This is a genomic window from Streptomyces sp. NPDC001822, from assembly GCF_042892135.1.
Classification (GTDB): Bacteria; Actinomycetota; Actinomycetes; order Streptomycetales; family Streptomycetaceae; genus Streptomyces.
This window is the reverse complement of sequence record NZ_JBIATW010000008.1, coordinates 319,329-343,405: the sequence shown is the minus strand read 5'-3', so window position 1 is coordinate 343,405 and position 24,077 is coordinate 319,329. Positions and strand designations below refer to the sequence as shown.

The following is a 24,077-nucleotide window of genomic DNA, read 5'->3' as shown; positions in this document are numbered from 1 at the left end:
GGGCCGCAGGGCCGGGACGCCGCTCCCCCGGGGCGTCCCGGCCCCGCACCGCGCCCGTCCTCAGCGCGGCCGGCCGGGCAGCCGTCGGCGTACGCGCCGGACCTGGCGGTTGTCGGCGACCGTGTCGAGGATCCGGCGTCCGGCGCCCGCCTCGTAGGCGGGTCCCTCCAGCCGCAGCAGTGAGCCGCCGCGGACCACGGCGTACGCGACAGGCGCGGCCGTCTTCGGCAGGGTGACCGGATGGCGCCCGTCCGGCAGCTTCAGACGGGCGGGCAGGCGCAGCAGTGCCGTCAGCCCGTCGGGGCCGGGAACCACTTCGGCGGTGACCTTCAGGGCGGACACGGTGGCCTTGACGCGGGCGGGGGCCCCGGGCACCGCGGCGACGTGCGGCAGCGGGAGCGCCGGCTCGCCCCGCTCGGCGTTCGCGGCGGCGGCACCGGCCGTGTCAGGGCCGAGTCCGCGAAGGCGCTGGTCCATGTCGAGGGCCAGCTGGCCGCGGCCGGTGGTCCAGTACGGGAGCGCGAGCCCTCCGTCGAGGAGCGCCGGGCCGGCCGCCGGTCCGCCGGGAACGCCCTGCCCGGTCACACGGGCCATCCGGTCGATGCCCAGCAGGTTGACGAAGGCCCACACGTCGTACACCCCGCGCTCCAGCCGCTGCCCGCCGGCCAGCCGCCGCGGATCGAGGCTCAGTCGTCCGGAGGCGCGGAGCACGGAACGGCCCTCCCCCACCGGTTCGAGCCGGACCTCCAGGTCGCCCTCCGGGTACCACCAGTCCTCCCGGTCCCGGTCCTTGACGACCAGTTCCGCGTACGCCATGCGGAACGGGTCGCGGACCTCCCATCCGTCCTGGGCTCCCGGCACCCCGGTCAGGAGTTCCGGGTCCAGCCACCACGTCCCGTCGCGTTCGGTCAGGACCATCGGCTCACCGTCACCGCGCAGCAGTTCCAGCGTGATGTCGGCGACGAGGCAGCCGTCCTGCCAGTGCGGGGTGCCGAGTGTGCTGCGGACGGACACGGCGGCGATGTGCTCCGCGAACGCGAACGCACCGTCGAAGACGTCGCGTTCGAGGAGGTCGGCCCTCAGTCCGCTCACCGCCGGCAGCGCACGCCGTACGGCGGCGGGGAACTCCTCCAGCGCCACCTCGCGGGCCGTCGCGAATCGCCGGCGCTGCTCGGCCGGGTCCTCGCGCAGGATCTCGGGCTCGCGGGCCCTGGACAGGACCTCGACGTGGTAGAGGCGGTGGAGCAGCCGGTTCTGCAACGCGTCGACGTCGTCGGAGGGCTGCGTGCCGTCCTTGATCTGACCGATGATGGTGCGGAGGTTGGGCCAGAACCCGTGCCGCGGACTGAACCGGTGGCGGGTGTTGTTGCCGCCGTCGTCCCGCTTCATCCAGTAGTAGCAGGGGTAGTCGGCGAGGACCGATATCCGTTCCGCCTTCAGGTAGGCGGCGGTGACGAAGGCCAGGTCCTCCATGATCCACGGGCCCTCGGGGAAGCGCAGCCCGTGCTGCTCGACGAAGGCCCGGCGGAACATCTTGTGCGGTGACATGCTCTGCATGAGCTCGTCGTTCTCGATGGTGCAGCTGTCCAGGGTGTGCCGGAACAGCCGCCGGGGCCGCACCATCGTGCTGGACATCTTGCCGATCACCACGTCGGCCCGGTTGCGTGTCGCGTGCGCGTGCAGCCGCTCCAGGGCCTCGGGCCCGAGCATGTCGTCGTGGTCGACGAACTGCACGTACTCGCCCCTGGCGTGCTTCATGCCGAGGTTGCGCGGCGCACCCGGCCAGCCGGAGTTCGGCTGGCTGTACACGCGGACATGGCCGTGTGCGGCAGCGAGCTTCTCCAGGCGTGCCAGGGTGTCGTCCGTGGAACCGTCGTCGACGTAGATGACCTCGTACTCGTCGGCCGGGAGGCTCTGCCCGAGCAGCGACGGGGCGCACTCGTCGACGTACTTCCCGGTGTTGTAGACGGGCACGATCACGCTGACTCTGACTCTGGGCATTCCATGGACCTTCGTGTGTGCGGGCGCGCGGGCGTCCGGGCCGCTGGTCTCGGGACCGAGCGGCGGGGGCCGGGACCGGATTCGTCGCGCCGGGCCCCGGACGGCCCGCGTAACGCCTCGCGAGCCGTCGCACGGGCGCCTCGCGAAAGCGGAATGGGGCCCGGCCGTCAGGCCGGACCCCCCTCGCTCTCCCCCTCCGTCGGGCTTCCCGAATCCCCCCGGACCCCTCCCCGGAAGTCCCGACGCTGAGTACGACAGGGGAAGGCGCACCATGGTTGTACGTCTTGACCTTCTCTTTACCCGGGGTGTCCGGCGGGGTTCTCAGCAGGCGTGTTCCGTGTAGCGCGCGGCGACCTCCGCGACCACCTCGGCGCCGTCGCGGGCCCACAGCCCTTCGTTGAAGATCTCGACCTCGATCGGCCCGTCGAACCCGGCCGCCTCCACCTGGGCGCGGAGCGCGCGGAAGTCCACGCAGCCGTCGCCCAGTTGGCCCCGGCCCACGAGGACTCCGGCCGGGAGCGGGGTGATCCAGTCGGCGAGCTGGAAGGAGTGGATCCGGCCGCCCGCACCGGCCCGGGCGATCTGCGCGGGCGCCCGGTCGTCCCACCAGACGTGGTAGGTGTCGACCACCACGCCGACCTGCTCCGGGGGGAAGCGCTCGGCGAGGTCCAGTGCCTGGGACAAGGTGGAGACGACGCAGCGGTCCGAGGCGAACATCGGGTGAAGCGGTTCGATGGCGAGACGCACGCCGCGCTCCTGTGCGTACGGCGCGAGTTCGGCCAGCGCGTCGGCGATCCGCTCCCGGGCGGCGTGCAGGTCCTTCTGTCCGTCCGGGAGTCCGCCGGAGACCAGGACCAGGGTGTCGGTGTGCACTCCGGCGGCCTCGTCGACCGCCGCCCGGTTGTCCTCCAGGGCGCGGGCGCGCTCGGCGGGGTCGGTCGCGGTGAGGAAGCCGCCCCGGCAGAGGCTGGTGACGGTGAGGCCCGCGTCCCTGAACAGCCGCCCCGCGCGCTCCACCCCGTAGGCCTGTACGGGGGCCCGCCAGAGCCCGACCTGTCCGATCCCGGACGTGGCGCAGGCCTCGGCGAGTTCCGGCAGGGACAGCTGCCGGACCGTCTCCTGATTGACGGACAGGCGGGACAGGCCGGTGCTCATCGGCCACCTCCGTGGACGGCCAGCAGCGCGCGCATGCGGGACTCGGCCAGCTCCGGGTCGGGGAACAGGCCGAGACGGTCGGCCAGTTCGTAGGCGGTCGCCAGGTGCGGCAGCGAGCGGGCGGACTGCAGGCCGCCGACCATCGTGAAGTGTTCCTGGTGGCCCGCGAGCCAGGCGAGGAGGACGACGCCCGTCTTGTAGAAGCGGGTCGGCGCGCGGAAGAGGTGTCGGGACAGCTCGACCGTGGGGTCCAGGAGGGCGCGGAAGCCCGCCACGTCACCGGTGTCCAGGACGCGCACCGCGTGTGCGGCCAGCGGGCCGAGCGGGTCGAAGATGCCGAGCAGCGCGTGGCTGAACCCCCGGTCGTCGCCCGCGATCAGCTCGGGGTAGTGGAAGTCGTCGCCGGTGTAGCAGCGCACCCCGCCGGGGAGCCGGCGGCGTACGTCGACCTCCCGCCCGGCGTCCAGGAGCGAGATCTTGATGCCGTCGACCTTGTCCGGGTGCTCGGCGATGACCCTCAGGAAGGTCTCGGTGGCGGCGTCGAGGTCCGTGCTGCCCCAGTAGCCGTCCAGAGCCGGGTCGAACATGGGGCCGAGCCAGTGCAGGACGACCGGCTCGGTGGTCTGGCGCAGCAGGTGGGCGTACGTCTCCAGGTAGTCCTCGGGGCCGTCCGCCGCGGCGGCGAGCGCGCGGGACGCCATCAGGACGGGCTGCGCGCCGCTCTCCTCGACCAGGGCGAGCTGCTCCTCGAACGCCGCGCGGACCTCGGGCAGGGTCGCCGGGCCGTCGAGCTGGTCGGTGCCAACGCCGCAGGCGATCCTGCCGCCGACGGATCTCGCCTCGGCAGCGGAGCGGCGGATGAGTTCGGCGGCCCCCGTCCAGTCCAGGCCCATGCCGCGCTGCGCGGTGTCCATGGCCTCGGCGACGCCCAGGCCGTGCGACCAGAGGTGGCGGCGGAAGGCGAGGGTGGCGTCCCAGTCGACGGCGGCGGGGCCGTCGTGGCCGACGTCGGCGTACGGGTCGGCCACGACGTGCGCGGCGGAGAACACCGTGCGGGAGGCGGGCGGTGCGCCGGACGGCTTCAGGTCGAGCGGCGTGGCCCTCGGTTCGTACGGGCCCTGCGGGAGCTGGATGGTCACAGGCTCAGCTCCGGTACGTCGAAGCGGCGGCCCTCGGCGGACGACCTGAGGCCGAGCTCGGCCAGCTGGACGCCCCGGGCACCGGCCATGAGGTCCCAGGTGTAGGGCTCGTCGAGGACGACGTGGCGCAGGAAGAGTTCCCACTGGGCCTTGAAGCCGTTGTCGAACACGGTGTTGTCCGGGACCTCCTGCCACTGGTCGCGGAAGGGCTCGGTGACGGGCAGGTCCGGGTTCCAGACCGGCTTGGGCGTGGCGGAGCGGTGCTGGACGCGGCAGTCGCGCAGCCCGGCGACGGCGGAGCCGTGGGTGCCGTCGACCTGGAACTCGACGAGCTCGTCGCGGTTGACGCGCACGGCCCAGGAGGAGTTGATCTGGGCGACGGCGCCGCCGGCCAGCTGGAAGGTGCCGTAGGCGGCGTCGTCGGCGGTGGCGGCGTAGGGCTTGCCCTGCTCGTCCCAGCGCTGCGGGATGTGCGTCCTGACGAGCGCCTGCACCGACTCGACCCGGCCGAACAGTTCGTGCAGGACGTACTCCCAGTGCGGGAACATGTCGACGACGATGCCGCCGCCGTCCTCCGCGCGGTAGTTCCAGGAGGGACGCTGGGCGTCCTGCCAGTCGCCTTCGAAGACCCAGTAGCCGAACTCGCCGCGCACGGACAGGATCTCGCCGAAGAATCCGCCGTCGATGAGGCGCTTCAGCTTGAGCAGGCCCGGCAGGAAGATCTTGTCCTGGACGACGCCGTGCCTGATGCCCGCGTCCCGGGCGAGGCGGGCGAGTTCGAGGGCGCCCCTGACGTCGGTGGCGGTGGGCTTCTCGGTGTAGACGTGCTTGCCGGCGGCGATCGCCTTCCTGATCGCGTCGACGCGGGCGGAGGTGACCTGGGCGTCGAAGTAGAGGTCGACGGACTCGTCGGCGAGGACCGCGTCGAGGTCCGTCGACCACTCGGTCAGACCGTGCCGGGCGGCGAGCGCCTCCAGCGCGTGGGCGCGGCGGCCGACGAGCACGGGCTCGGGCCAGAGCACGTCGCCGTCGCCGAGGTCGAGGCCGCCCTGCTCCCGGATCGCGAGGATCGAGCGCACCAGGTGCTGCCGGTACCCCATGCGCCCCGTGACGCCGTTCATGGCGATGCGCACTGTCCTGCGTGTCACGAAAGTTCCTCCATACAGCCGTAGCAAGCGCTTTCTATGCGGTATGACGCTAGCCTGCCGACAGCGGCCCGGACAAGAGGGGCCGCTTCACCACTCCTCGGAGGAGAGCCATGACAGTCACCCTGGCGGACGTCGCGGCCCGCGCCCGGGTGTCCCCGGCCACCGTGTCCCGTGTCCTGAACGGCAACTACCCGGTGGCGTCGTCCACCCGGGAAAGGGTCCTGCGCGCGGTGGACGACCTGGACTACGTCCTGAACGGCCCCGCCAGTTCACTCGCCGCCGCCACGTCCGACCTCGTGGGCATCCTGGTCAACGACATCGCCGACCCGTTCTTCGGGATCATGGCCGGGGCCGCACAGACCCAGATCGGAGGACCCGGCGACGGGTCCGGCCGCGCGGGCGGCGAGAAGCTCGCCGTCGTCTGCAACACCGGCGGCTCCCCCGAGCGCGAACTCACCTATCTGACGCTGCTCCAGCGCCAGCGGGCCGCCGCCGTCGTCCTCACCGGCGGCGCGCTGGAGGACCCCGCCCACCAGGCCGCGATGACCGCGAAGCTCACGAAGCTGGCGGATGCCGGGACCAGGGTCGTCTTCTGCGGACGGCCCCCGCTCCAGGAGGGCGACGCGGTGCTCGCCGCACTGGCCTTCGACAACCGGGGCGGTGCACGGCGCCTGACGGAGCACCTGATCGCGCTCGGGCACCGGCGCGTCGGTTACGTCGCCGGTCCTCTGGAGCGCACCACGACCCGGCACCGGCTGGAGGGCCACCGCGAGGCCATGAGGGCGGCGGGGCTGCAGGGGGACGAGGAGAACGTCACCGTGCACGGCCCGTACGACCGGAGCTCCGGCTACGACGCCACGCTCGAACTCCTGCGCCGCGAGCCCGGCCTGACGGCCGTGGTCGCCGCCAACGACACGGTGGCACTGGGTGCGTGCGCCGCCCTCAGGGACCGCGGGCTCCGCATCCCCGAGGACGTGTCGGTGGCCGGGTTCGACGACCTGCCGTTCTCGGTGGACGCCGTACCCGCGCTGACGACCGTGCGGCTGCCCCTCTTCGAGGCGGGGGCGCGGGCCGGCCGGCTGGCGATGGGCAAGGAGACGCCGCCTGCCGGGGGGATCGCCACCATCGAGGCCGAGCTCATGGAACGCGGATCGACGGCCGCACCCAGGGAGGGATGAGGCGTTCCGCCACGGGCAGGCGTACGGCGCGGGGCCCGCACCGACGAAAGGACGTACATCGTGAAGCTCGCTTTCTCGACGCTCGGAGTGCCGGGGATGCCCGTCGCGGAGGTCGTGCGGCTCGCCGCGCGGCACGGGTACCAGGGAGTCGAGCTGCGCGCCCATCCCGAGGAGCCGGTGCACCCCGGTCTCGGCCCGGCCGAACGGGCCGCCGTGGCCGAGGAGTTCAAGCGCGGCGGTGTCGAGGTCCTCACCGTCGCCGGGTACGCGAGGGTCGCCGCCGCGGGTGACGACGAGCCGGTGCTCGCGGAGCTCGCCGGACTGGTGCAGCTGGCACACGACCTCGGCGCGCCGTACGTCCGGGTGTTCCCGGGAGGCGGGGACCAGGACCCCGCCGAGGCCGACGCCGTCGCCGCCCGCCGGCTGGGCGCCGCCGCCCCGCACGCCGCCGACCTGGATGTGCGCATCCTGCTGGAGACCCACGACTCGCACCGCGCCGGGGCCGACGTGGCCCGTGTGGTGGGCACCGTCGGGCACGGGCGGATCGGCGCGCTGTGGGACGTCATGCACACCTGGCTGGCGGGCGAGGACCCGGCGGCCAGCCACGCCGTGCTGGCGCCTCACCTGGGCTACGTCCAGTTCAAGGACGTCGCGTCCGCCGAGGACACCACGCCGCTCGCACTGGGTGCCGGTGTGCTGCCCCTGAAGGCGTGTCTGGACACACTGGACCCGGACAGCTGGGTCTGCTGGGAGTACGAGAAGCGCTGGTACCCCGGAGCCGCCGACCTGCCGGAGCTGCTGGCCGCGGGACGGGAGCACATCCTGCGGCTCGGCTCACCGAAGCAGTAGGAGCGCACCTGCGTACCCCCTCGGCCTCCACCGAAGCGGTGGCTCAGACGCGCACTCCCTCGGTCTCCGTCAGCGGTGGGGCGGCGGCGCGGGGCCGGGCGAGCGAGGTCAGCGCCACCCCGCCCACCAGCAGCGCCGCCGCGCACCAGCGCAGGGGGCTGATCGGCTCACCGAGCAGGAGGGCCGCCGAGGACATCCCGAAGACGGGGACCAGCAGGGTGAACGGGGCCACGGACGAGGCGGGATGGTGGCGGAGCAGGAAGCCCCACGCGGCGAAGCCGAAGACGGTGGAGACCCAGGCGACGTAGACGAGGGCGCCGGCGCCGACCGGGTCGAGCGCGGCCAGGGCGGCGGCGTCCCGGTCCCAGCCCTCGAAGAGCAGGGACAGGCCGAGGAGCGGCAGGACGGGCACGGTCGAGACCCAGACCATGAAGTTGAGCGGATCGGACGGGGCCGCCTTGCGGGTGAGGACGTTCGACACGCCCCAGCAGGCCGCGGCCGCCACGACGAGGACGAACGCGAGTACGGGTCCGCTCGCACCCTCGTCGGCGGCGGCGACCCCGATGCCCGCGAGGGCGACGGCCATTCCCAGGATCTTCGCCCCACCCGGCCGTTCACCGAGCGCCACGGCCGCGAAGAGGGCGGTGAAGACGGCCTGGACCTGGAGCACGAGGGAGGAGAGACCCGCGGGCATCCCCCGGTCCATGCCGATGAAGAGCAGCCCGAACTTGGCGACGCCGAGCGCGAGACCGACACCGGCGATCCACTTCCAGGCGACGGTGGGCCGCCCGACGAGGAAGACGGCGGGAAGCGCGGCGACGAGGAAGCGCAGGGCCGAGAAGAGCAGGGGCGGGAAGTGGGCGAGCCCCAGCTCGACGACGACGAAGTTCACGCCCCAGACGGCGGCGACCAGCGCGGCCAGGGCGATGTGGGAAGGACGCATGGAGCGAGCATCCGGCGCGAGGACCGTCAAGCACCAGCGCGGATTTCTTCATGGTTGGATTGAGCACTGCTAACGAATGCCACCACCGCCGGACGTCGCCCCTGCCGTCCGTTCACCATCGCCGGACGTCGCCACTGCCGTCCGTTCACCACCGCCGGACGTCACCGCAGGCGCCCACCACCGCCGACGGACGCCGGCGCGGACGGACGCGGGCACGGACGTCTCCTGTCCGCTCGGGGGTCACTGTGCTCGACCTGTCCCGGCTGCGTGCCCTGCACGCCGTCTCCGTCCACGGCTCCGTCGCGGGCGCCGCCGCCGCGCTCGGCTACACGGCCTCGGCGGTGTCGCAGCAGATCACCAAGCTGGAGCGGGAGACCCGCACGACGCTCCTCGAACGGCGCGGACGGGGGGTCGCCCTCACGGACGACGCGATGCATCTCGCCGCCACCGCCCAGCGGTTGCTGGCGATCGTGGAGCAGGCCGAGACGACGCTGGAGGAACGCCGGGGCCGGCCCACCGGACGGCTCTCGGTCGGCGCCTTCGCCTCGGCGGCGCGCGGGCTGCTGCCCGGGGTGCTGGCGGACCTGGCCAGGGAGCATCCGGCGCTCGACGCACGGCTGACGGAGGTCGATCCCCATCTCTCGGTCGACCTGGTGGCGAAGGGGGTCATCGACCTCGCGGTCGCGCACGACTGGGACATCGCACCGCTGCCGGCCCCGGAGGGCGTCTCGCAGGCGGTGCTCGGCGACGACCGGTGCGATCTGCTGGTGCCGGAGGGGCACGCCCTCGCCGGGAGGGAGTCGGTGCGGCGGGAGGAGCTGGCGCGGGAGCGCTGGGTGTGCCAGCCGCCCGGCACGGTGTGCCACGACTGGCTCGTCCGCACGTTGCGCGCGGCGGGCTGCGAGCCGGACATCCGGCATCAGGCGGAGGAGAACCACACACAGCTCGCCCTGGTCGCCGCCGGTCTCGGCGTCGCCATGATCCCCCGGCTGGGCCGGGGCCCGCTGCCGTCGGGCGTGGTCGCCGTACGCCTGGACCCCGTGCCGGTGCGACGGCTGTACGCACTGTGGCGCACGGAGACGGCGCGGCGCCCCGCTGTCGTCGCCGCGGTGTCCGCGCTGCGGGGGCACGGGGCGGGCGCCGGACTGTCCTGACGGCGGGTCCGCCCCCCGGGCTCCGGGCGGCCGGCGGAGCGGTCCGCCTCCGCCGTCGCGGTGGACGTCCACGCTCCCCGGGAGGCCGGCCGGCCCCTCCGTGCGTCCTCCGCTTTCTCGGACCGCCCCCTTGACTGGTAGTTACTTTCCATATATCCGTACTTCTTGGAAGTTTCTTTCAGCACCGGAAGGGGCTCACGTGCACTACCGCACCTCCAGACGCACCCTCCTCACCGCCACGGCAGCCACGGCCGTAGCCGCCGTGACCGGCGTGGCGGCCGTCCCCGCAAGCGCCCGGGCTTCCGCGTCCGGCGCGGCGTCCGACCGGCATCTGAAGCGGCTCATCGCCCGGATGAGCCTGGAGGAGAAGGTCGGCCAGCTCTTCGTGATGCGGGTGTACGGGCACTCCGCCACCGCGCCGGACCAGGCGGACATCGACGCCAACCTGAAGGAGATCGGGGTCCGCACGGCCGCCGAGCTGATCTCGACCTACCACGTCGGCGGGATCATCTACTTCGCCTGGGCCCACAACACCCGCGACCCGCACCAGATCGCGGACCTCTCCAACGGCATCCAGCGTGCGGGGCTCGCCGGGCGCACCCCTCTGCCGCTCCTCGTCTCCACGGACCAGGAGCACGGCATCGTGTGCCGGGTCGGGGAGCCGGCGACGCTGCTGCCGGGTGCCATGGCACTGGGCGCCGGCGGTTCGCCCTCCGACGCGCGCAGGGCGGGCCTGATCGCCGGGGCCGAACTGGCGGCCATGGGCATCAACCAGAACTACGCGCCGGACGCGGACGTCAACGTGAACCCCGCCAACCCGGTCATCGGGGTGCGCTCCTTCGGCTCGGTGCCGGATTCCGTGGCCGCCATGGTGGCGGCCCAGGTGAAGGGCTATCAGGGCGCCGGAATCGCCTCCACGGCCAAGCACTTCCCCGGCCACGGCGACACCAGCACCGACAGTCACACCGGTCTCCCCGTCATCACGCACACCCGGGAGCAGTGGGAGGAACTGGACGCCCCGCCGTTCCGGGCGGCGGTGGCCGCCGGCATCGACTCGATCATGACGGCGCACATCGTGGTGCCCGCCCTGGACCCGTCCGAGGACCCGGCGACGCTGTCCCGCCCGATCCTCACCGGCATCCTGCGCGAGGAACTCGGCTACGACGGCGTCGTGGTCACCGACGCCCTGGGGATGGAGGGCGTCCGCACGAAGTACGGCGACGAGCGCGTCCCCGTCCTGGCGCTGCTGGCCGGTGTCGACCAGCTGCTCAACCCGCCGGACCTCAAGGTCGCCTGGAACGCGGTGCTGAACGCCGTGAGGAGCGGCGAGCTCAGCGAGACACGCATCGAGGAATCGATTCTGCGCATCCTGCGTCTGAAGACGAGGCTCGGTCTGTTCCGCGACCCCTACGTCACGCACCGGGGCGTCGACCGCACGGTGGGCGTGCGGTCGCATCTGGCCGCGGCCGACCGGATCGCCGAGCGGACGACCACGCTGCTCGCGAACGACGGTGCGCTGCTGCCGCTCTCTCGCCGCTCCCACCGCAGCATCCTCGTGGTGGGGGCGGATCCGGCCTCGCCGTCCGGTACGACGGGCCCCCCGACCACGACGCTCGCCGCGGAGTTCGGAGCACTGGGGTACACGGCGACGGCGCTGTCGACCGGCACGGCACCCACGCAGGCGAAGATCGCCGAGGCGGTCGCGGCCGCCGCGGGCAAGGACGCGGTGGTGGTGGGCACGTACAACGTGTCGGCGACCAGTTCGCAGCGCACCCTGGTGTCCGCGCTCGCGGCGACCGGCGTCCCGGTGATCACCCTCGCGATCCGGAACCCCTACGACATCGCCCAGCTGGCGGGTACGGGGTATGCGGCGAGCCTCGCCGCCTACTCGTGGACCGACGTCGAACTGCGGGCCGCCGCACGGGTGATCGCGGGCCGGGCCGAGCCGGGCGGCAGACTGCCGGTCCCGGTGCAGCGGGCGGACGCGCCCACGCAGGCGCTGTACCCGGTGGGTCACGGACTGACGTACAGGTCCTGAGTCCGGGCGCACGTGCCCGCCCCCGGCCGGAATCGTCCGGCCGGGGGCGGGCGGGGACCGACGGGGTGCGCCGGGCGGGCGCACCCCGTCGGTGCGTCACGGGCGCAGCGTCCCCTGGTCCCGCTGGAGTTCGGCGTCCCGCTTGTCGAGGCGGGAGTCGAACTTCGCGAGGGGCTTCGCCTTCGCCGGGTCGGCCTGCACGGCCGCGGGCGCGACCCCGGCCCAGCGCAGGATGGCGGCGGTGGCCTTCGCCTTCTCGTCGGCGACGAGGCCGGCCACCTTCGAACCGTGGTTGCCACCGGGCACCGTGTAGACGTAGCTGTCACGGGCGCCGCGGCCCAGCCGGAAGGGCTCGGCACCCCACGGGTCGTTCTCGCCGTAGACGTACAGCATGTGCCGGGCGTTGTTCCGCACCCAGCTGTCCACGTCCCGCATCGCGGAGGGCTTGAACTTCATCGGGATGGAGCGCGGCACGAAGGAGCGCGGCGGCTGGTAGCCGTAGCGGCTCAGCTTGCCGAGCCAGGGCTGCCGGATGTCGGGCGAGCCGAGCTGGGTGCCCGCCTGGTAGTAGTACGGCGTGTACGTCTCCAGGCCCTGGTCGGCGTAGGCGGAGAAGCCCGAGATGGCGTCGACGGAGTCCCAGATCTCCTGGTCGGTGGCGTTCTTCGCGTCGGCCGGAATGGTGTCGCAGTCGGCGACCAGGCTGTACTGCCAGTACGCCCAGACGTAGTCCATGACGACGGCCTCGTAGGCCTTGTCGAGCGTGCCGACGGTGTTGAAGGTGAAGCCGCTCTCGGTCGCGTAGGCCGCGAGCTTCTTCTCCAGCGGCTCGCGCCGGACGAGGGCCTCGCGCTGGACGCCGGCCAGCCGGTCGCGGCACTCCTTGGTCCCGACCCGGGCGAAGAAGCGGTCGTACGCCGAGTCCTCGTCGTTGACGACGTCGTTGGGCGCGACGTACGCGACGACGCCGTCCATGTCCTTCGGGTAGAAGCGCTCGAAGTAGGTGGCGGTCATGCCGCCCTTCGAGCCGCCCGTGGTCAGCCAGTTCTTGGAGTAGATCTTCTTCAGCGCGCTGAAGACGCGGTGCTGGTCGCTGGCGGCCTGCCAGATGTCGAGCTTCGACCAGTCCGCGGGGGCCGGACGGGACGGGGTGAAGAACCGGTATTCGAGGGAGACCTGGTTGCCGTCGACGATCTGGGTCGGCTCGCTGCGGCTCGGGTTGGTGTTGACGTTGTAGCCGCTGGTGAAGAAGACCGTCGGGCGGGTCGTGTCCTTGTGCAGCAGGGTGATCCGCTGCTGGAAGGTGCCCTTGGACGGGTGCTTGTGGTCGACCGGCTGGGTGTAGTTCAGGACGAAGAAGCGGTAGCCGGGATACGGCTTCTCCTCGATCAGGCTCATCCCCGGGATGGCCAGGATGCGGTCCTTGATGTCCTCGTTGCTGCTCTCGCCGCCGGCGGAGCCGTTGCTCTGCTTCGCGGCCGGTTCTGCGGCGGTGGCCGCACCGGCCGAGGCACCGGTCGCACTCACTGTGCCTATGAGCACCGCGAGCGACAGAACGCCTCTGAGCGCCTTGCGCATGCACCCTCCCCTTGATTCACGACAGACGCCGTGAACCTAGCCGGGGAACACCTGGCACGCCAGCCCCAGTTGTCCGTCAGCAGAGGATCCAGCCGGTGGAGACGGAGGAGCCGGCGACGGCGCCCGACGCCCTGACGCACCGGTTCAGGGCGTGCACCGTGACGGGCCCCGCCATCGTGGTGAACGTGCCGCTGTCGACGACCGCCCGGCCCCCGCGGGGCTGCAGGGACACCCGCATCGTCCGGCGCGCGCCCGGTTTCACGGCCACGGCCACGGCGCAGGCGTAGGAGCGGCTCTCGTAGACGCGCAGCGAGCCGGTGGCGAACCTCACCGTCTTGGCCAGCCGCCCGGAACAGCCGGACGCGGCCTCCGCGGGTGCTGCCCCGGCGGGGCCGAGCGCCAGGCCGAGTGACCCCAGCAGGGGCAGGAGGAGCATCGCCGCTCGCCCCGTCCGTCCCTGCGGCACCGGCCGCCTCACGGTGCCGTCCTTCGCATCCACGCCCTCGTCCCCCTCGAACACACCGGCCATCACCCGACACACGTACGTACGGGTGTACGACGCACGGGGAGGGCCATCGGGTTCCGGTACGGCGGGAGGGACGGACGGCCGCCGCTCCCGGAGTGTCCCGGAGCCGCGAGCCGTCCGGCGGACCTCATACTCCTGCCGGGGTGTCCTCCCCTATGCCCTCGCCTATGAAGGTGCGCCACAGCCGGGCGTACGCGCCGTCCATGGCCAGCAGTTCGTCGTGGGTGCCGTCCTCGGCGACCCGGCCCCGGTCCATCACCACGACCCGGTCCGCGCGGGCGGCGGTGGTCAGCCGGTGCGCGACGACCAGTGTGGTCCGGCGGCCGGCCAGCCGGTCGGTGGCCAGGTTGACCTGGGCCTCGCTGGCGAGGTCGAGCGAGGCGGTCGCCTCGTCGAGCAGCAGGATGTCGGGGTCGACCAGCTCGGCCCTGGCCAGCGCGATGAGCTGGCGCTGGCCCGCCGAGAGGTTGCGGCCCCGCTCGGCGACCTCGTGCAGATAGCCGCCCTCCAGGGTGGCGATCATGTCGTGTGCGCCCACCGCCCGGGCCGCCGCCTCCACCCGCGCGTCGGTCGCGTCGGGAAGTCCGTACGCGATGGCGTCACGGACCGTCCCCTCGAAGAGGTAGGCCTCCTGGGGCACGACTCCGAGCCGGTGCCGGTAGGCCGTCCGGTCGAGCCGCCGCAGGTCCGTGCCGTCCGCGGTGACCCTCCCGCTGGTGGGGTCGTAGAACCGGGCCACGAGCTTGACCAGCGTGGATTTGCCGGCGCCCGTCTCACCGACGAAGGCGACCGTCTGGCCGGCCGGGATCCGCAGGGCGACACCGGTGAGTGCCTCCTCGTCACCGGCGTAAGCGAACGACACGTCCTCGAAGGCGATCTCGCCGCGCAGCGACGTGACGTCCAGCGCCTCCTCGTGGTCGGCCGTGGACGTCGGCTCCCGCAGGAGCTCCTGGATCCGGCCGAGGGAGACGCTGGCCTGCTGGTAGCCGTCGAAGACCTGGGACAGCTGCTGCACGGGGGCGAAGAACAGGTCGATGTAGAGGAGGTAGGCGACCAGCGCTCCGGCGGTCAGCGTGCCGTTGTCGACACGGTGCGCGCCGACCATCAGCACGGCGGCCGCCGCGACCGAGGCCAGCAGCTGCACGAACGGGAAGTAGACCGAGATCAGCCACTGCCCCCGCACCCTGGCCTGGCGGTAGTGGTCACTGCGCCGCGCGAACCGCTCGGCGCCGTCGGCCTCGCGTCGGAACGCCTGCACGATCCGCAGCCCGGCGACGGACTCCTGGAGGTCGGCGTTGACGACGCTGATGCGCTCGCGGGCGAGCTCGTAGGCCTTGACGCTCTTGCGGCGGAAGAAGAACGTGGCGACGATCAGCACCGGCAGTGTCGCGAAGACGACCAGCGCGAGCTGGACGTCCAGGACGAGCAGCACGACCGTGATGCCGAAGAAGGTGACGAGCGAGACGAAGGCGGTGACCAGGCCCGTCTGCAGGAACGTGGACAGGGCGTCCACGTCCGTCGTCATCCTGGTCATGATCCGGCCGGTCAGCTCGCGCTCGTAGTAGTCCAGGCCGAGCCGCTGGAGCTGCGCGAAGATCTTGAGACGCAGTGAGTACAGCACCCGCTCGCCGGTCCGGCCCGTCATCCGGGTCTCACCGATCTGGGCCACCCACTGCACCAGCACGGCGAGCAGACCGAGCGCCGCGGCGACCCACACCGCGCCGAGCGCCATCTTGGTCACGCCGTCGTCGATGCCGTGCCGGATCAGCACCGGCAGGAGCAGGCCCATGCCCGCGTCGACCGCGACCAGCCCCAGGCTCACCGCCAGCGGAGGCCCGAAGCCGCGCAGCAGCCTGCGCAGACCGTAGGACTTCTCCGGGCGCACCGCGCCCGCCTCGTCGATGTCGGGGAGGTCGGTGGCCGGGGGCAGTGCTTCGACCTGGGCCAGGAGCTCCGGTGTCGCGGGCATGCCCGCGGCCGCGGCCGCCGTCTCGCGCTGCTCCTCCTGCCTGATCCACAGGGCGGGGGTCACGCCCTGGTCGACGTCGAACTCGGTGTCGAGCTCGTCCTGGAGGGCACGGTCGTCCTCGACCCTCGCGGTCACGGCGGGACGGTGCCCCGGAGAGGTGCCGCCCAGCTCGTCCGGGTCGGTCAGCAGACGCCGGTAGAGCGCGGAACGGGCCTCCAGCTCCGCGTGCGTGCCGATGTCGGCGAGCCGCCCGCGGTCGAGCACGGCGATGCGGTCGGCGAGGCCGAGGGTGGAACGCCGGTGGGCTATCAGCAGGGTCGTGCGGCCCCGCATGACCTCGGTCAGGGCCTCGTGGATCTCGTGCTCGACGCGGGCGTCCACCGCGGACGTGGCGTCGTCCAGGACCAGCAGGCGGGGGTCGGTGAGGATGGCCCGGGCGAGCGCGACGCGCTGGCGCTGGCCGCCGGACAGGGTGAGCCCGTGCTTCGCCGACCTTGGTGTCGTAGCCGTCGGGCAGCTCGGAGATGAAGCCGTGCGCCTGTGCGGCACGCGCGGCGCGCTCGATCTCGTCCTGGGTGGCTCCCGGGTGTCCGAAGGCGATGTTGGCGCCGACCGAGTCCGAGAAGAGGAGGCTTTCCTCGGGTACGAGCCCGATGGCCGCGCGCAGCGACCCCTGGGTCAGCTCGCGGACGTCGTGGCCGCCGACCAGGACGGCCCCGTGCGAGACGTCGTAGAAGCGCGGGATCAGGAGCGAGACGGTGGACTTGCCGCTGCCGGAGGACCCGACGACGGCGACGGTCTCGCCGGGCTCGACCGTGAGCGAGAAGCCGTCCAGGACGGGGCGGCCGTCCTCGTAGCCGAAGCGGACGTCGTCGAACTCGATGCCTGCGGGGGCGTCCGCCGGGAGTTCCTTCGTGCCGTCCCGCATCGAGGGCTCGGTGTCGATGAGCTCCAGGACGCGCTCCGCACCGGCCCGTGCCTGCTGGCCGACGGTGAGGACCACGGCGAGCAGCCGGACCGGACCGACGAGCTGCGCGAGGTAGGTGGAGAAGGCGACGAACGTGCCGAGCGTGATCTCCCCCCTGGTGGCCAGCCAGCCGCCGAGCGCGAGCATCGCGACCTGCCCGAGCGCGGGCACGGCCTGGAGCGCCGGGGTGTAGCGGGAGTTGAGCCGGATGGTGCGCAGCCGGCCCGCGAAGAGTCTGCGGCTGACCTCGCGGAGCTTGCCGGTCTCCTGCTCCTCCTGTCCGAAGCCCTTGACGACCCGGACGCCGGTGACGGCCCCGTCGACCACGCCCGCGACGGCGGCGGCCTGGCTCTGCGCGTACCAGGTGGCGGGGAAGAGCCGGGCCTTGGAGCGGCCTGCGATGAACCACAGGGCCGGGGCCACGGCGAGGGCGATGAGGGTCAGGGGCAGCGAGAGCCACGCCATGATCACCAGGGAGATGAGGAAGAGCAGGACGTTCCCGATGGTCATCGGGAGCATGAAGAGGAGCCCCTGGATCAGCTGCAGGTCACTCGTGGCACGCCCCACGATCTGCCCGGTGGAGATCTCGTCCTGCCGCTTCCCGTCGAGGCGGGTGAGGGTGGAGTACATCTCGGTCCGCAGGTCGTGCTGGACGTCCAGGGCGAGCCGTCCGCCGTAGTAGCGGCGGACGAAGGTGGTGACGTAGACGAGGACGGCCGCACCGACGAGCAGGCCCGTCCAGAGGCCGATCGAGCCCGTGCTGTCGGAGACCACGTCGTCGATGATCACCTTGGTGATCAGCGGGACCAGGGCGAGTACGGCCATGCCCGCGAGGGAGGACCCTAGGGCCAGCACCACGTTGCGCCGGTAGCGCCAGGCATATCCGGACAGCCTCCGGACCCACCCCTGTTCCTCCGCGCCTGCCACCCGTACCTCCTGTGCCGCTCCGCCCCACCTGACCTACCGCAACTCCCCAACGCCGCCGACCCCGGATTTCATCCTTCCGCAACAAAACCCGGTCCATGGTCCGGGTCACGCCCGGGTGGTCCCGGGACGACCGGGGTAGGGATGGGCGCGTGGACGAGGCGTTCACGGGAACGGGGAATGACGATGGCGAACGACCAGAAGACAGACGCCTACCTCTGCGGCCGGCTGTACGCGGCGCTGGCGGAGCTGGGGCGGCTCGCCGAGGGTGATCACCACTCGCTCAGCAGGTCCGATGTGCAGAGGAAGCTGATCCTGGAACCGTCGAAGCATCTGACCGTGCACCTTCACCTGGCCGGGAAGTACCTGCACATGGCGACCGCCAACAACAGGGGAGGCCGCGCCGCCGCGGTGTTCAGGTCCCTCCCGGAGCTGCTGCCCTCGGGCCGGGACCTGCCCGGCTCCCTGCGTGACAGCGCGCTGCAGGAGCGCTTCCACGAGGGCGTCGCCGTGCAGAAGGCGGAGATCGACACGTCACGCTGAGCGGCCGTGCGGCCGGGCCCGCGGGCTCTCCGCCCGGGACCCGGCCGCACGGGTTCCGTTACAGGTGCGTCGGCTCGAACATCCTCAGCAGGGCCGGGAGCACGACCACGGACGGGCCGGGGGACGCCAGGGCCTTGCCGAGGTCGGCGGCCAGGGACTCCGGGGCCGTGCGGACCGCGGGGACCCCGAAGGACTCGGCGAGGGCGACGAAGTCCGGGCGGGACAGCTCGGTCCCCGTGGACTCGCCGAAGGCGCCCGTCATGTACTCGCGCAGGATGCCGTAGCCCCCGTCGTCCACGATCAGCCAGGTGACGGGCAGGTCGTACTGCCGCGCGGTGGCGAGCTCCGCGATCGAGTACATCGCGCCGCCGTCGCCGGAGACCGCGAGCACCGGCCTGGTCCGGTCGGCGGCCGCCGCGCCGATCGCGGCGGGGAAGGCGTAGCCGAGGCCGCCCGCGCCCTGCGCCGAGTGCATGGTGTTCGGGTGGCGGGCGTCGAAGGCCGACCAGGCCCAGTAGGCCAGGATCGTCATGTCCCAGAAGCTGGGCGAGGTGTCGGGCAGCGCCTCGCGCACGGAGTCGAGCACCCGCTGTTCCAGGGTGAGGTCCTGCGCCGCGATGCGGTCGTGGACCTTGCCGAGCACCGCGCGCACGCGCTCGGCCGCGCTCTCGTCCCGGCGGGGCTCCACCGCGTCCAGGAGGTCGGCCAGCGCCTCCCGGGCGTCGGAGTGGATGCCGAGCGCGGGGTGGTTGGACTCCAGCTTCCCGGCGTCCGCCTCGATCTGGATCACCCGGCCGCGCGGAGCGAACGTGTGGTAGTTCGAGGACAGCTCACCGAGTCCGGAACCGACGACCAGCAGCACGTCCGCGGACTCCAGGAAGTCCGTCGTGTACCGGTCCTCCAGCCAGGACTGGAGCGAGAGCGGGTGCTCCCACGGGAAGGCGCCCTTGCCGCCGAAGGTGGTGACGACGGGTGCGTCGATCCTCTCCGCGAGCGCGAGCAGCTTGCCCGCCGCGTCCGAGCGGACGACACCGCCGCCCGCGATGATCGCCGGGCGCTTCGCGTTCGACAGCAGGTGGGCGGCCGCGACGGTGAGCTCGGGGCGCGGGTAGAGCTCGCGCGGGGTGGCGTCGAGCGCGCTGACGACGGGCAGGACCGTCTCGGCGAGCAGCACGTCCTGCGGGATCTCGACCCAGACCGGCCCGTGCGGGGCGGTCAGGGCGGACTCCCAGGCGGCTGCGATCGCGGAGGGGATCTGGGACGCCGTGCGCACGGTGTGCACGGACTTCACGACACCGCGGAAGGACGCCTGCTGGTCGGGGAGCTCGTGCAGGTAGCCGTGGCGTCCGCCGCCGAGCCCGGCGGTCGGGATCTGGCTGGAGACCGCCAGCACGGGGGCCGAGGCCGCGGCGGCCTCCTGGAGAGCTGCCAGCGAGGTCAGCGCGCCGGGGCCGGTGGAGAGCAGCAGGGGCGCGACCTCGCCGGTGATCCGGCCGTAGGCGTCGGCGGCGAAGCCCGCGTTGTTCTCCACCCGCAGTCCGACGTACGAGAGAGAGGAGCGGCGCAGCGCGTCGAACATGCCGAGCGCGTGCTGGCCGGGGAGCCCGAAGACGGTGGTGGCGCCGAGGCCCTGGAGGGTCTCGACCACCAGGTCGCCGCCGTTGCGGCCGGGCGGCGGGTTCAGGGCCGCCTCGGCCTGTGCGGCGGTGAGCTGCGGGCGGTCGTCGTGGTCGTGGCTCACTTGGCTCGGCCTTCCGCGATCTGGCGGGACATGATCGTCGTCAGCTCGTAAGCGGTGTGCGAGGCGGCGACGGACGTGATCTCCGCGTGGTCGTACGCCGGGGCGACCTCGACCAGGTCGGCCGAGACGAGGTGGCAGGAGGACAGCCCGCGCAGGATCTCCAGGAGCTCGCGCGAGGTGAGGCCGCCCGCCTCGGGGGTGCCGGTGCCGGGGGCGTGGGCCGGGTCGAGCACGTCGATGTCGATGGAGATGTAGAGCGGCCGGTCGCCGATGCGCTGCCGCAGCTGGTCGGCGATCTCGTCGACGCCGCGCCGCATGACGTCGGCCGAGGTCACGATGCCGAAGCCCATCTTGGCGTCGTCGGTGAGGTCCTGCTTGCCGTACAACGGGCCCCGGGTGCCGACGTGGGACAGCGCCTCGGTGTCGAGGATGCCTTCCTCGACGGCCCGGCGGAACGGGGTCCCGTGGGTGTACTCCGCGCCGAAGTAGGTGTCCCAGGTGTCCAGGTGCGCGTCGAAGTGCAGCAGGGCGACGGGCCCGTGCTTCTTGGCGACGGACCGCAGCAGGGGCAGGGCGATGGTGTGGTCGCCGCCGAGCGTCATCAGCCGGGCGCCGGTGCCGAGCAGGTCGTCGGCAGCCGCCTCGACGGTCTCGACGGCCTCGTTGATGTTGAAGGGGTTCGCCGCGATGTCACCCGCGTCGGCCACCTGGGCCAGGGCGAAGGGGGAGGCGTCCTGCGCGGGGTTGTAGGGGCGCAGGAGGCGCGAGGCCTCGCGGATGGCGTTGCCGCCGAAGCGGGCGCCGGGGCGGTAGGAGACGCCGCTGTCGAACGGCACGCCGACGACGGCGACATCGGCGGTGCCGACCTCGTCGAGCCGCGGCAGCCGGGCGAACGTCGCGGGTCCGGCGTACCGCGGGACGCGGGAGGAGTCGACGGGGCCGCGCGGCGTCTCGGTGCTGCTCATGGGTGCGGGTGCCTTTCGTTGGGCCGTGCACGCCTTGTGGGCGTTCATACGGTTATCAGTGTGTCAGGAGACCGGACCGTGGTCCGGTCCGGCGGCGGGACGGGGCACACGGCCGCCCCGGACCGGAGCCCGAGGGCGGCCGGACCGGGGCGGCCGGTCAGACGGTGACCGGGGCCTGAGGGGAGGGCTCCTCGGCGTCCCGGCCGGCCAGACGTTCGCGCCAGGCCGTCAGCACGGCCGCGTCGGTCGGCTTGGTCGCCAGCGAGACGACGACGTACACGGCGAGCGACGCGATCAGCCCGTAGTACACCGGCTCGTTGGCGAGGATCCCGTAGCCCGCCATCAGCCCGATCACGGCCGCACCGCCCACGGCCACGGCGGCCAGCGCCCCGGCCGCCGTCCCGCGGCGCCACAGCAGACCGCCCAGGATCGGCACCAGGAGCCCGCCGACCAGCAGGTTGTAGGCGACGGTCAGCGCCTCGACGACGTTGTTGAGCGCGATGGCAATCACGATGACGGCCACACCCATGACGAGGATGAAGGCCCGGTTGCCCTTCACCTCGTCCCGCTCCTCTCCGCCCTCCCCGGCCACCGCACCCCTCAGCCGCGACCAGATGTCGTTGTTGGCCACGGTCGCGCAGGCGATGAGGGCGCCGGAGGAGGTGGACATCACCGCGGCGAGCGCGGCGGCCAGCACCAGTCCGCGCACCCCGACCGGCAGTTCGTCCTTCACGATCGTCGCGAACGCGGCGTCGGCGCTGGGCAGCTTCGGGTACATCACCTTGGCGGCCGTGCCGATGACGGCACCGGCGAGCGCGTACACCAGGCAGTAGGTGCCGGCGACGGTGCCGCCCCAGCGGGCCGTGCTGTCACTGCGGGCGGTGAACACCCGCTGCCAGATGTCCTGGCCGATGAGCATGCCGAAGGTGTAGATCAGGACGTACGTGAAGATCGTCTCGCCGCCGATGCCCAGCGGGTCGAAGTACTCCGTCGGGAGCTTCGCCTTCATCTCGCTGAAGCCGCCCGCCTTGATTACGGCGATCGGCAGGAGCAGGAGCAGGACGCCGATCGTCTTCACGACGAACTGCACCATGTCGGTGATCGTGATCGACCACATGCCGCCGAGCGTCGAGTAGGCGACGACGATGGTGCCGCCGAGGATGATCGCGACGGTGCGGTTCACGTCGAACAGGACGTCGAAGATGGTGGCGTAGGCGATGGTCGACGTGACCGCGAGCATCAGCGTGTACGCCCACATCACGACGCCGGATATGACTCCGGCCCGGCCGCCGTAGCGCAGGTCGAGCATCTCGGAGACGGTGTAGACCTTCAGCCGGGCGATGCGGGCCGAGAAGAAGACGGACAGGGCGAGCAGCCCTAGGCCGATGGTGAAGACCATCCAGGCGCCGGAGAGGCCGTACTGGTAGCCGAGGCCCACGCCGCCGATCGTCGAGGCCCCGCCGAGGACGATCGCGGCCATGGTGCCGGAGTACATCCAGGGGCCGAGCCTGCGCCCGGCGACCAGGAACTCGCTCTTGGACCTGGCGCGGCGCATGCCCCACCAGCCCATGGCGAGCATGCCGGCCAGATAGACGACGATCACCGCGTAGTCGACAGCCATGGGCCTTCCTCCGTCTCGGTTCCGCTCCGGGGTCGTGCGGTCAGGAAGACGCTAGGTGGCCGAAAGCCGACGCTGAAGTGTACGTTTCCTCCATTCTGACCGCCGCGAGTGGATGGATGATCCATGCCGGACTCACCTGCCGGGCCACCCGCCCCTCCGATTCCCCTGGCCGAACTGCTCGCACGGGAGGAACTGGGCCTGCGCCGGATCGCCGGTCCGGAACACACGGACCTGCTGTGGGTGCACACCTCGGAGATGGCCGACCCCTATCCCTATCTGCTCGGCGGTGAGCTGCTGCTGACGGCCGGCGTCCAGCTCGCCGACGCGGACACCTATGTGGCGCGCCTCGTCCAGGCGGGGGCGGCGGCGCTGGGTTTCGGGCTGGCGCCGGTGCACGACACGGTCCCCGACGCGCTGGTGGAGGCGTGCGAGCGGCACGGCCTGCCACTGGTGGAGGTGCCCCGCGAGACCCGCTTCACCGCGATCGCCCGGGCGGTGTGGCGCCTGATGGCCGAGGCGCGGCACCGCGAGCTGCGCCGGGTGACGCGGGCCCAGCAGGCACTGGCGACGGCGGCGGCCCGCCCCGACCCGGTACCGGCGGTGCTGCGGCAGCTCGCCGTGCACCTGGAGGGCCGGGTCGCCCTCCTCACGGCGGACGGCGCGGTGCTGCACGCGGCGGGCGGGCGCACGGCGCCGGACGTGCGGACGGCACTGGCCCGGCTCGCCCGGGTGGTGGCACCCGCCACGCTGCCCGGGGCGCCGCCCGCCCCCGGTGCCGCGGCGGGCCGGAAGCCGAGCCCGTCGACCGCCACCGACACCCGGGGCGGCACCCATCTGTTCGCGTACGCACTCGGCGGCGGCCAGGGACTGGCCCTCGCCCTGGCGACGCCCCGCCGCGACTCCGGCGACCACACCGTCGCGGGGATCGCCGTCGTGCTGCTGTCCCTGCTCACCGCCCCGCACCAGGGGGCCGACGCGGCGGGACGTTCGGCCGCGCTCGTCCGGCTCCTCCTGGGCGCGGCGCCGCAGGACGTCGCCCCGCTGCTGGGCGCCGGGGACTCCTGGACGGTGGTCCACGCCCGCCGCGCCGACGGTTCCCCGGCCGACGCGCTGAGCGCCGGAGCCCTCGGCGCGGCCCTGGGCTCGGCCCTGTCGGACACGGACCGGGAGACCGTACGCATCCTGCTCCCCGGCCCGCACGAACCGGTGGGCCCGCAGCCCGGCTGGACCCTCGGCGTCTCCGGCCCCGCCCCGGTCAGCGCCCTGCCCGACGCCGACACCCAGGCATCCCGGGCCCTGGGCCACGCCGAGGCGACCCGTGCCCCGCTGGGCACCCACAGCCCCGGCACCGGAGGTCTGTCCGCGCTGATCCCGGCCGACCGTGCCGAGGCCCACGCCCGGGCACTGCTGGCCCCGCTCACCGAACCGCTGGCCGGGACACTGCGCTGCTGGCTCAGCCTCCACGGCAGCTGGGACCGCACGGCGGTGGCGCTCAAGGTCCACCGCAACACGGTCCGCCAGCGCATCGCGCGGTGTGCGGCGCTGCTGGACGCGGACCTGGACGACATGGACGTACGGACGGAGTTGTGGTTCGCGCTGCGGCAGGGATGACGTGGCCCGGCCCGAAGGAAAAGACGA

At 72.8% G+C, this 24,077-nt stretch carries 16 protein-coding genes and 1 pseudogene; 6 read left to right on the top strand and 11 right to left on the bottom strand.

Annotated features, from left to right (window positions below; all coding sequences use genetic code 11):
• Positions 1-60: 60 nt before the first annotated feature.
• The 4 genes from ACFYY2_RS20990 to ACFYY2_RS20975 all read right to left on the bottom strand — a co-directional run bounded on the left by ACFYY2_RS20990 (position 61) and on the right by ACFYY2_RS20975 (position 5,443).
• Positions 61-2,001 carry a glycosyltransferase family 2 protein gene (locus ACFYY2_RS20990; RefSeq protein WP_388745001.1) on the bottom strand — a complete coding sequence of 647 codons (1,941 nt, stop codon included), beginning with the start codon at positions 1,999-2,001 and terminating at the stop codon, positions 61-63.
• A 321-nt stretch (positions 2,002-2,322) separates the two neighbouring features.
• Positions 2,323-3,156, bottom strand: a complete 834-nt coding sequence (locus tag ACFYY2_RS20985; protein WP_388744999.1) for a sugar phosphate isomerase/epimerase family protein — start codon at positions 3,154-3,156, stop codon at positions 2,323-2,325.
• Positions 3,153-4,295, bottom strand: a complete 1,143-nt coding sequence (locus tag ACFYY2_RS20980; RefSeq protein ID WP_388744996.1) for a dihydrodipicolinate synthase family protein — start codon at positions 4,293-4,295, stop codon at positions 3,153-3,155. The genes ACFYY2_RS20985 and ACFYY2_RS20980 overlap by 4 nt, the downstream gene beginning before the upstream one ends.
• On the bottom strand, positions 4,292-5,443 hold the full coding sequence (locus ACFYY2_RS20975) for a Gfo/Idh/MocA family protein (RefSeq protein ID WP_388744994.1): 1,152 nt from the start codon (positions 5,441-5,443) through the stop codon (positions 4,292-4,294). Before ACFYY2_RS20975 ends, ACFYY2_RS20980 begins: the two co-directional genes overlap by 4 nt.
• Positions 5,444-5,553: 110 nt before the next feature.
• On the opposite strand from ACFYY2_RS20975, the gene ACFYY2_RS20970 reads away from it, so the two are divergent.
• Complete coding sequence (locus ACFYY2_RS20970; protein ID WP_388744992.1) at positions 5,554-6,621, top strand: LacI family DNA-binding transcriptional regulator; 1,068 nt, start codon at positions 5,554-5,556, stop codon at positions 6,619-6,621.
• A 60-nt stretch (positions 6,622-6,681) separates the two neighbouring features.
• Entirely contained in the window at positions 6,682-7,470 is a 789-nt protein-coding gene (locus ACFYY2_RS20965) for a sugar phosphate isomerase/epimerase family protein (RefSeq protein WP_388744990.1), read from the top strand.
• A gap of 43 nt (positions 7,471-7,513) precedes the next feature.
• Here the strand turns inward: ACFYY2_RS20965 and ACFYY2_RS20960 are convergent, their stop codons facing one another.
• The gene (locus ACFYY2_RS20960) at positions 7,514-8,413 is read right to left on the bottom strand and encodes an EamA family transporter (protein WP_388744988.1); all 900 of its coding nucleotides are present in this window, start codon (positions 8,411-8,413) and stop codon (positions 7,514-7,516) included.
• A 245-nt stretch (positions 8,414-8,658) separates the two neighbouring features.
• On the opposite strand from ACFYY2_RS20960, the gene ACFYY2_RS20955 reads away from it, so the two are divergent.
• Both ACFYY2_RS20955 and ACFYY2_RS20950 read left to right on the top strand, forming a co-directional pair.
• Positions 8,659-9,567, top strand: coding sequence for a LysR family transcriptional regulator (locus tag ACFYY2_RS20955; protein ID WP_388744986.1), 909 nt, complete (start codon positions 8,659-8,661; stop codon positions 9,565-9,567).
• Between the two features lie 199 nt (positions 9,568-9,766).
• Positions 9,767-11,605, top strand: a complete 1,839-nt coding sequence (locus ACFYY2_RS20950; RefSeq protein ID WP_388744984.1) for a glycoside hydrolase family 3 protein — start codon at positions 9,767-9,769, stop codon at positions 11,603-11,605.
• A 96-nt stretch (positions 11,606-11,701) separates the two neighbouring features.
• On the opposite strand, the gene ACFYY2_RS20945 is transcribed toward ACFYY2_RS20950, so the two are convergent.
• The 3 genes and pseudogenes from ACFYY2_RS20945 to ACFYY2_RS20935 form a co-directional block, all read right to left on the bottom strand.
• On the bottom strand, positions 11,702-13,183 hold the full coding sequence (locus ACFYY2_RS20945) for a S28 family serine protease (protein WP_388744982.1): 1,482 nt from the start codon (positions 13,181-13,183) through the stop codon (positions 11,702-11,704).
• 76 nt (positions 13,184-13,259) lie between these two features.
• Positions 13,260-13,712, bottom strand: a complete 453-nt coding sequence (locus ACFYY2_RS20940) for a hypothetical protein (RefSeq protein WP_388744980.1) — start codon at positions 13,710-13,712, stop codon at positions 13,260-13,262.
• Between the two features lie 124 nt (positions 13,713-13,836).
• Positions 13,837-17,572, bottom strand: a pseudogene (locus ACFYY2_RS20935) (ABC transporter ATP-binding protein).
• Between the two features lie 183 nt (positions 17,573-17,755).
• On the opposite strand from ACFYY2_RS20935, the gene ACFYY2_RS20930 reads away from it, so the two are divergent.
• Positions 17,756-18,112: a hypothetical protein gene (locus tag ACFYY2_RS20930; RefSeq protein WP_388744978.1), complete on the top strand. Its 357-nt coding sequence runs from the start codon at positions 17,756-17,758 to the stop codon at positions 18,110-18,112.
• Between the two features lie 58 nt (positions 18,113-18,170).
• Here ACFYY2_RS20930 and ACFYY2_RS20925 read toward each other — a convergent pair whose 3' ends face one another.
• From ACFYY2_RS20925 to ACFYY2_RS20915, 3 genes are all read right to left on the bottom strand, one after another.
• On the bottom strand, positions 18,171-19,853 hold the full coding sequence (locus ACFYY2_RS20925) for a thiamine pyrophosphate-binding protein (RefSeq protein ID WP_388744976.1): 1,683 nt from the start codon (positions 19,851-19,853) through the stop codon (positions 18,171-18,173).
• A complete protein-coding gene (speB, locus tag ACFYY2_RS20920; protein ID WP_388744974.1) occupies positions 19,850-20,818 on the bottom strand; it encodes an agmatinase in 969 nt (322 codons plus the stop codon). Before speB ends, ACFYY2_RS20925 begins: the two co-directional genes overlap by 4 nt.
• Positions 20,819-20,975: 157 nt before the next feature.
• Positions 20,976-22,439: a sodium:solute symporter gene (locus ACFYY2_RS20915; protein WP_388744972.1), complete on the bottom strand. Its 1,464-nt coding sequence runs from the start codon at positions 22,437-22,439 to the stop codon at positions 20,976-20,978.
• A 123-nt stretch (positions 22,440-22,562) separates the two neighbouring features.
• Between ACFYY2_RS20915 and ACFYY2_RS20910 the strand changes: the two genes are divergently transcribed.
• Positions 22,563-24,050 (top strand): PucR family transcriptional regulator ligand-binding domain-containing protein, encoded by a 1,488-nt coding sequence (locus ACFYY2_RS20910; RefSeq protein ID WP_388744970.1) that lies wholly within the window; start codon positions 22,563-22,565, stop codon positions 24,048-24,050.
• Positions 24,051-24,077: the final 27 nt, after the last annotated feature.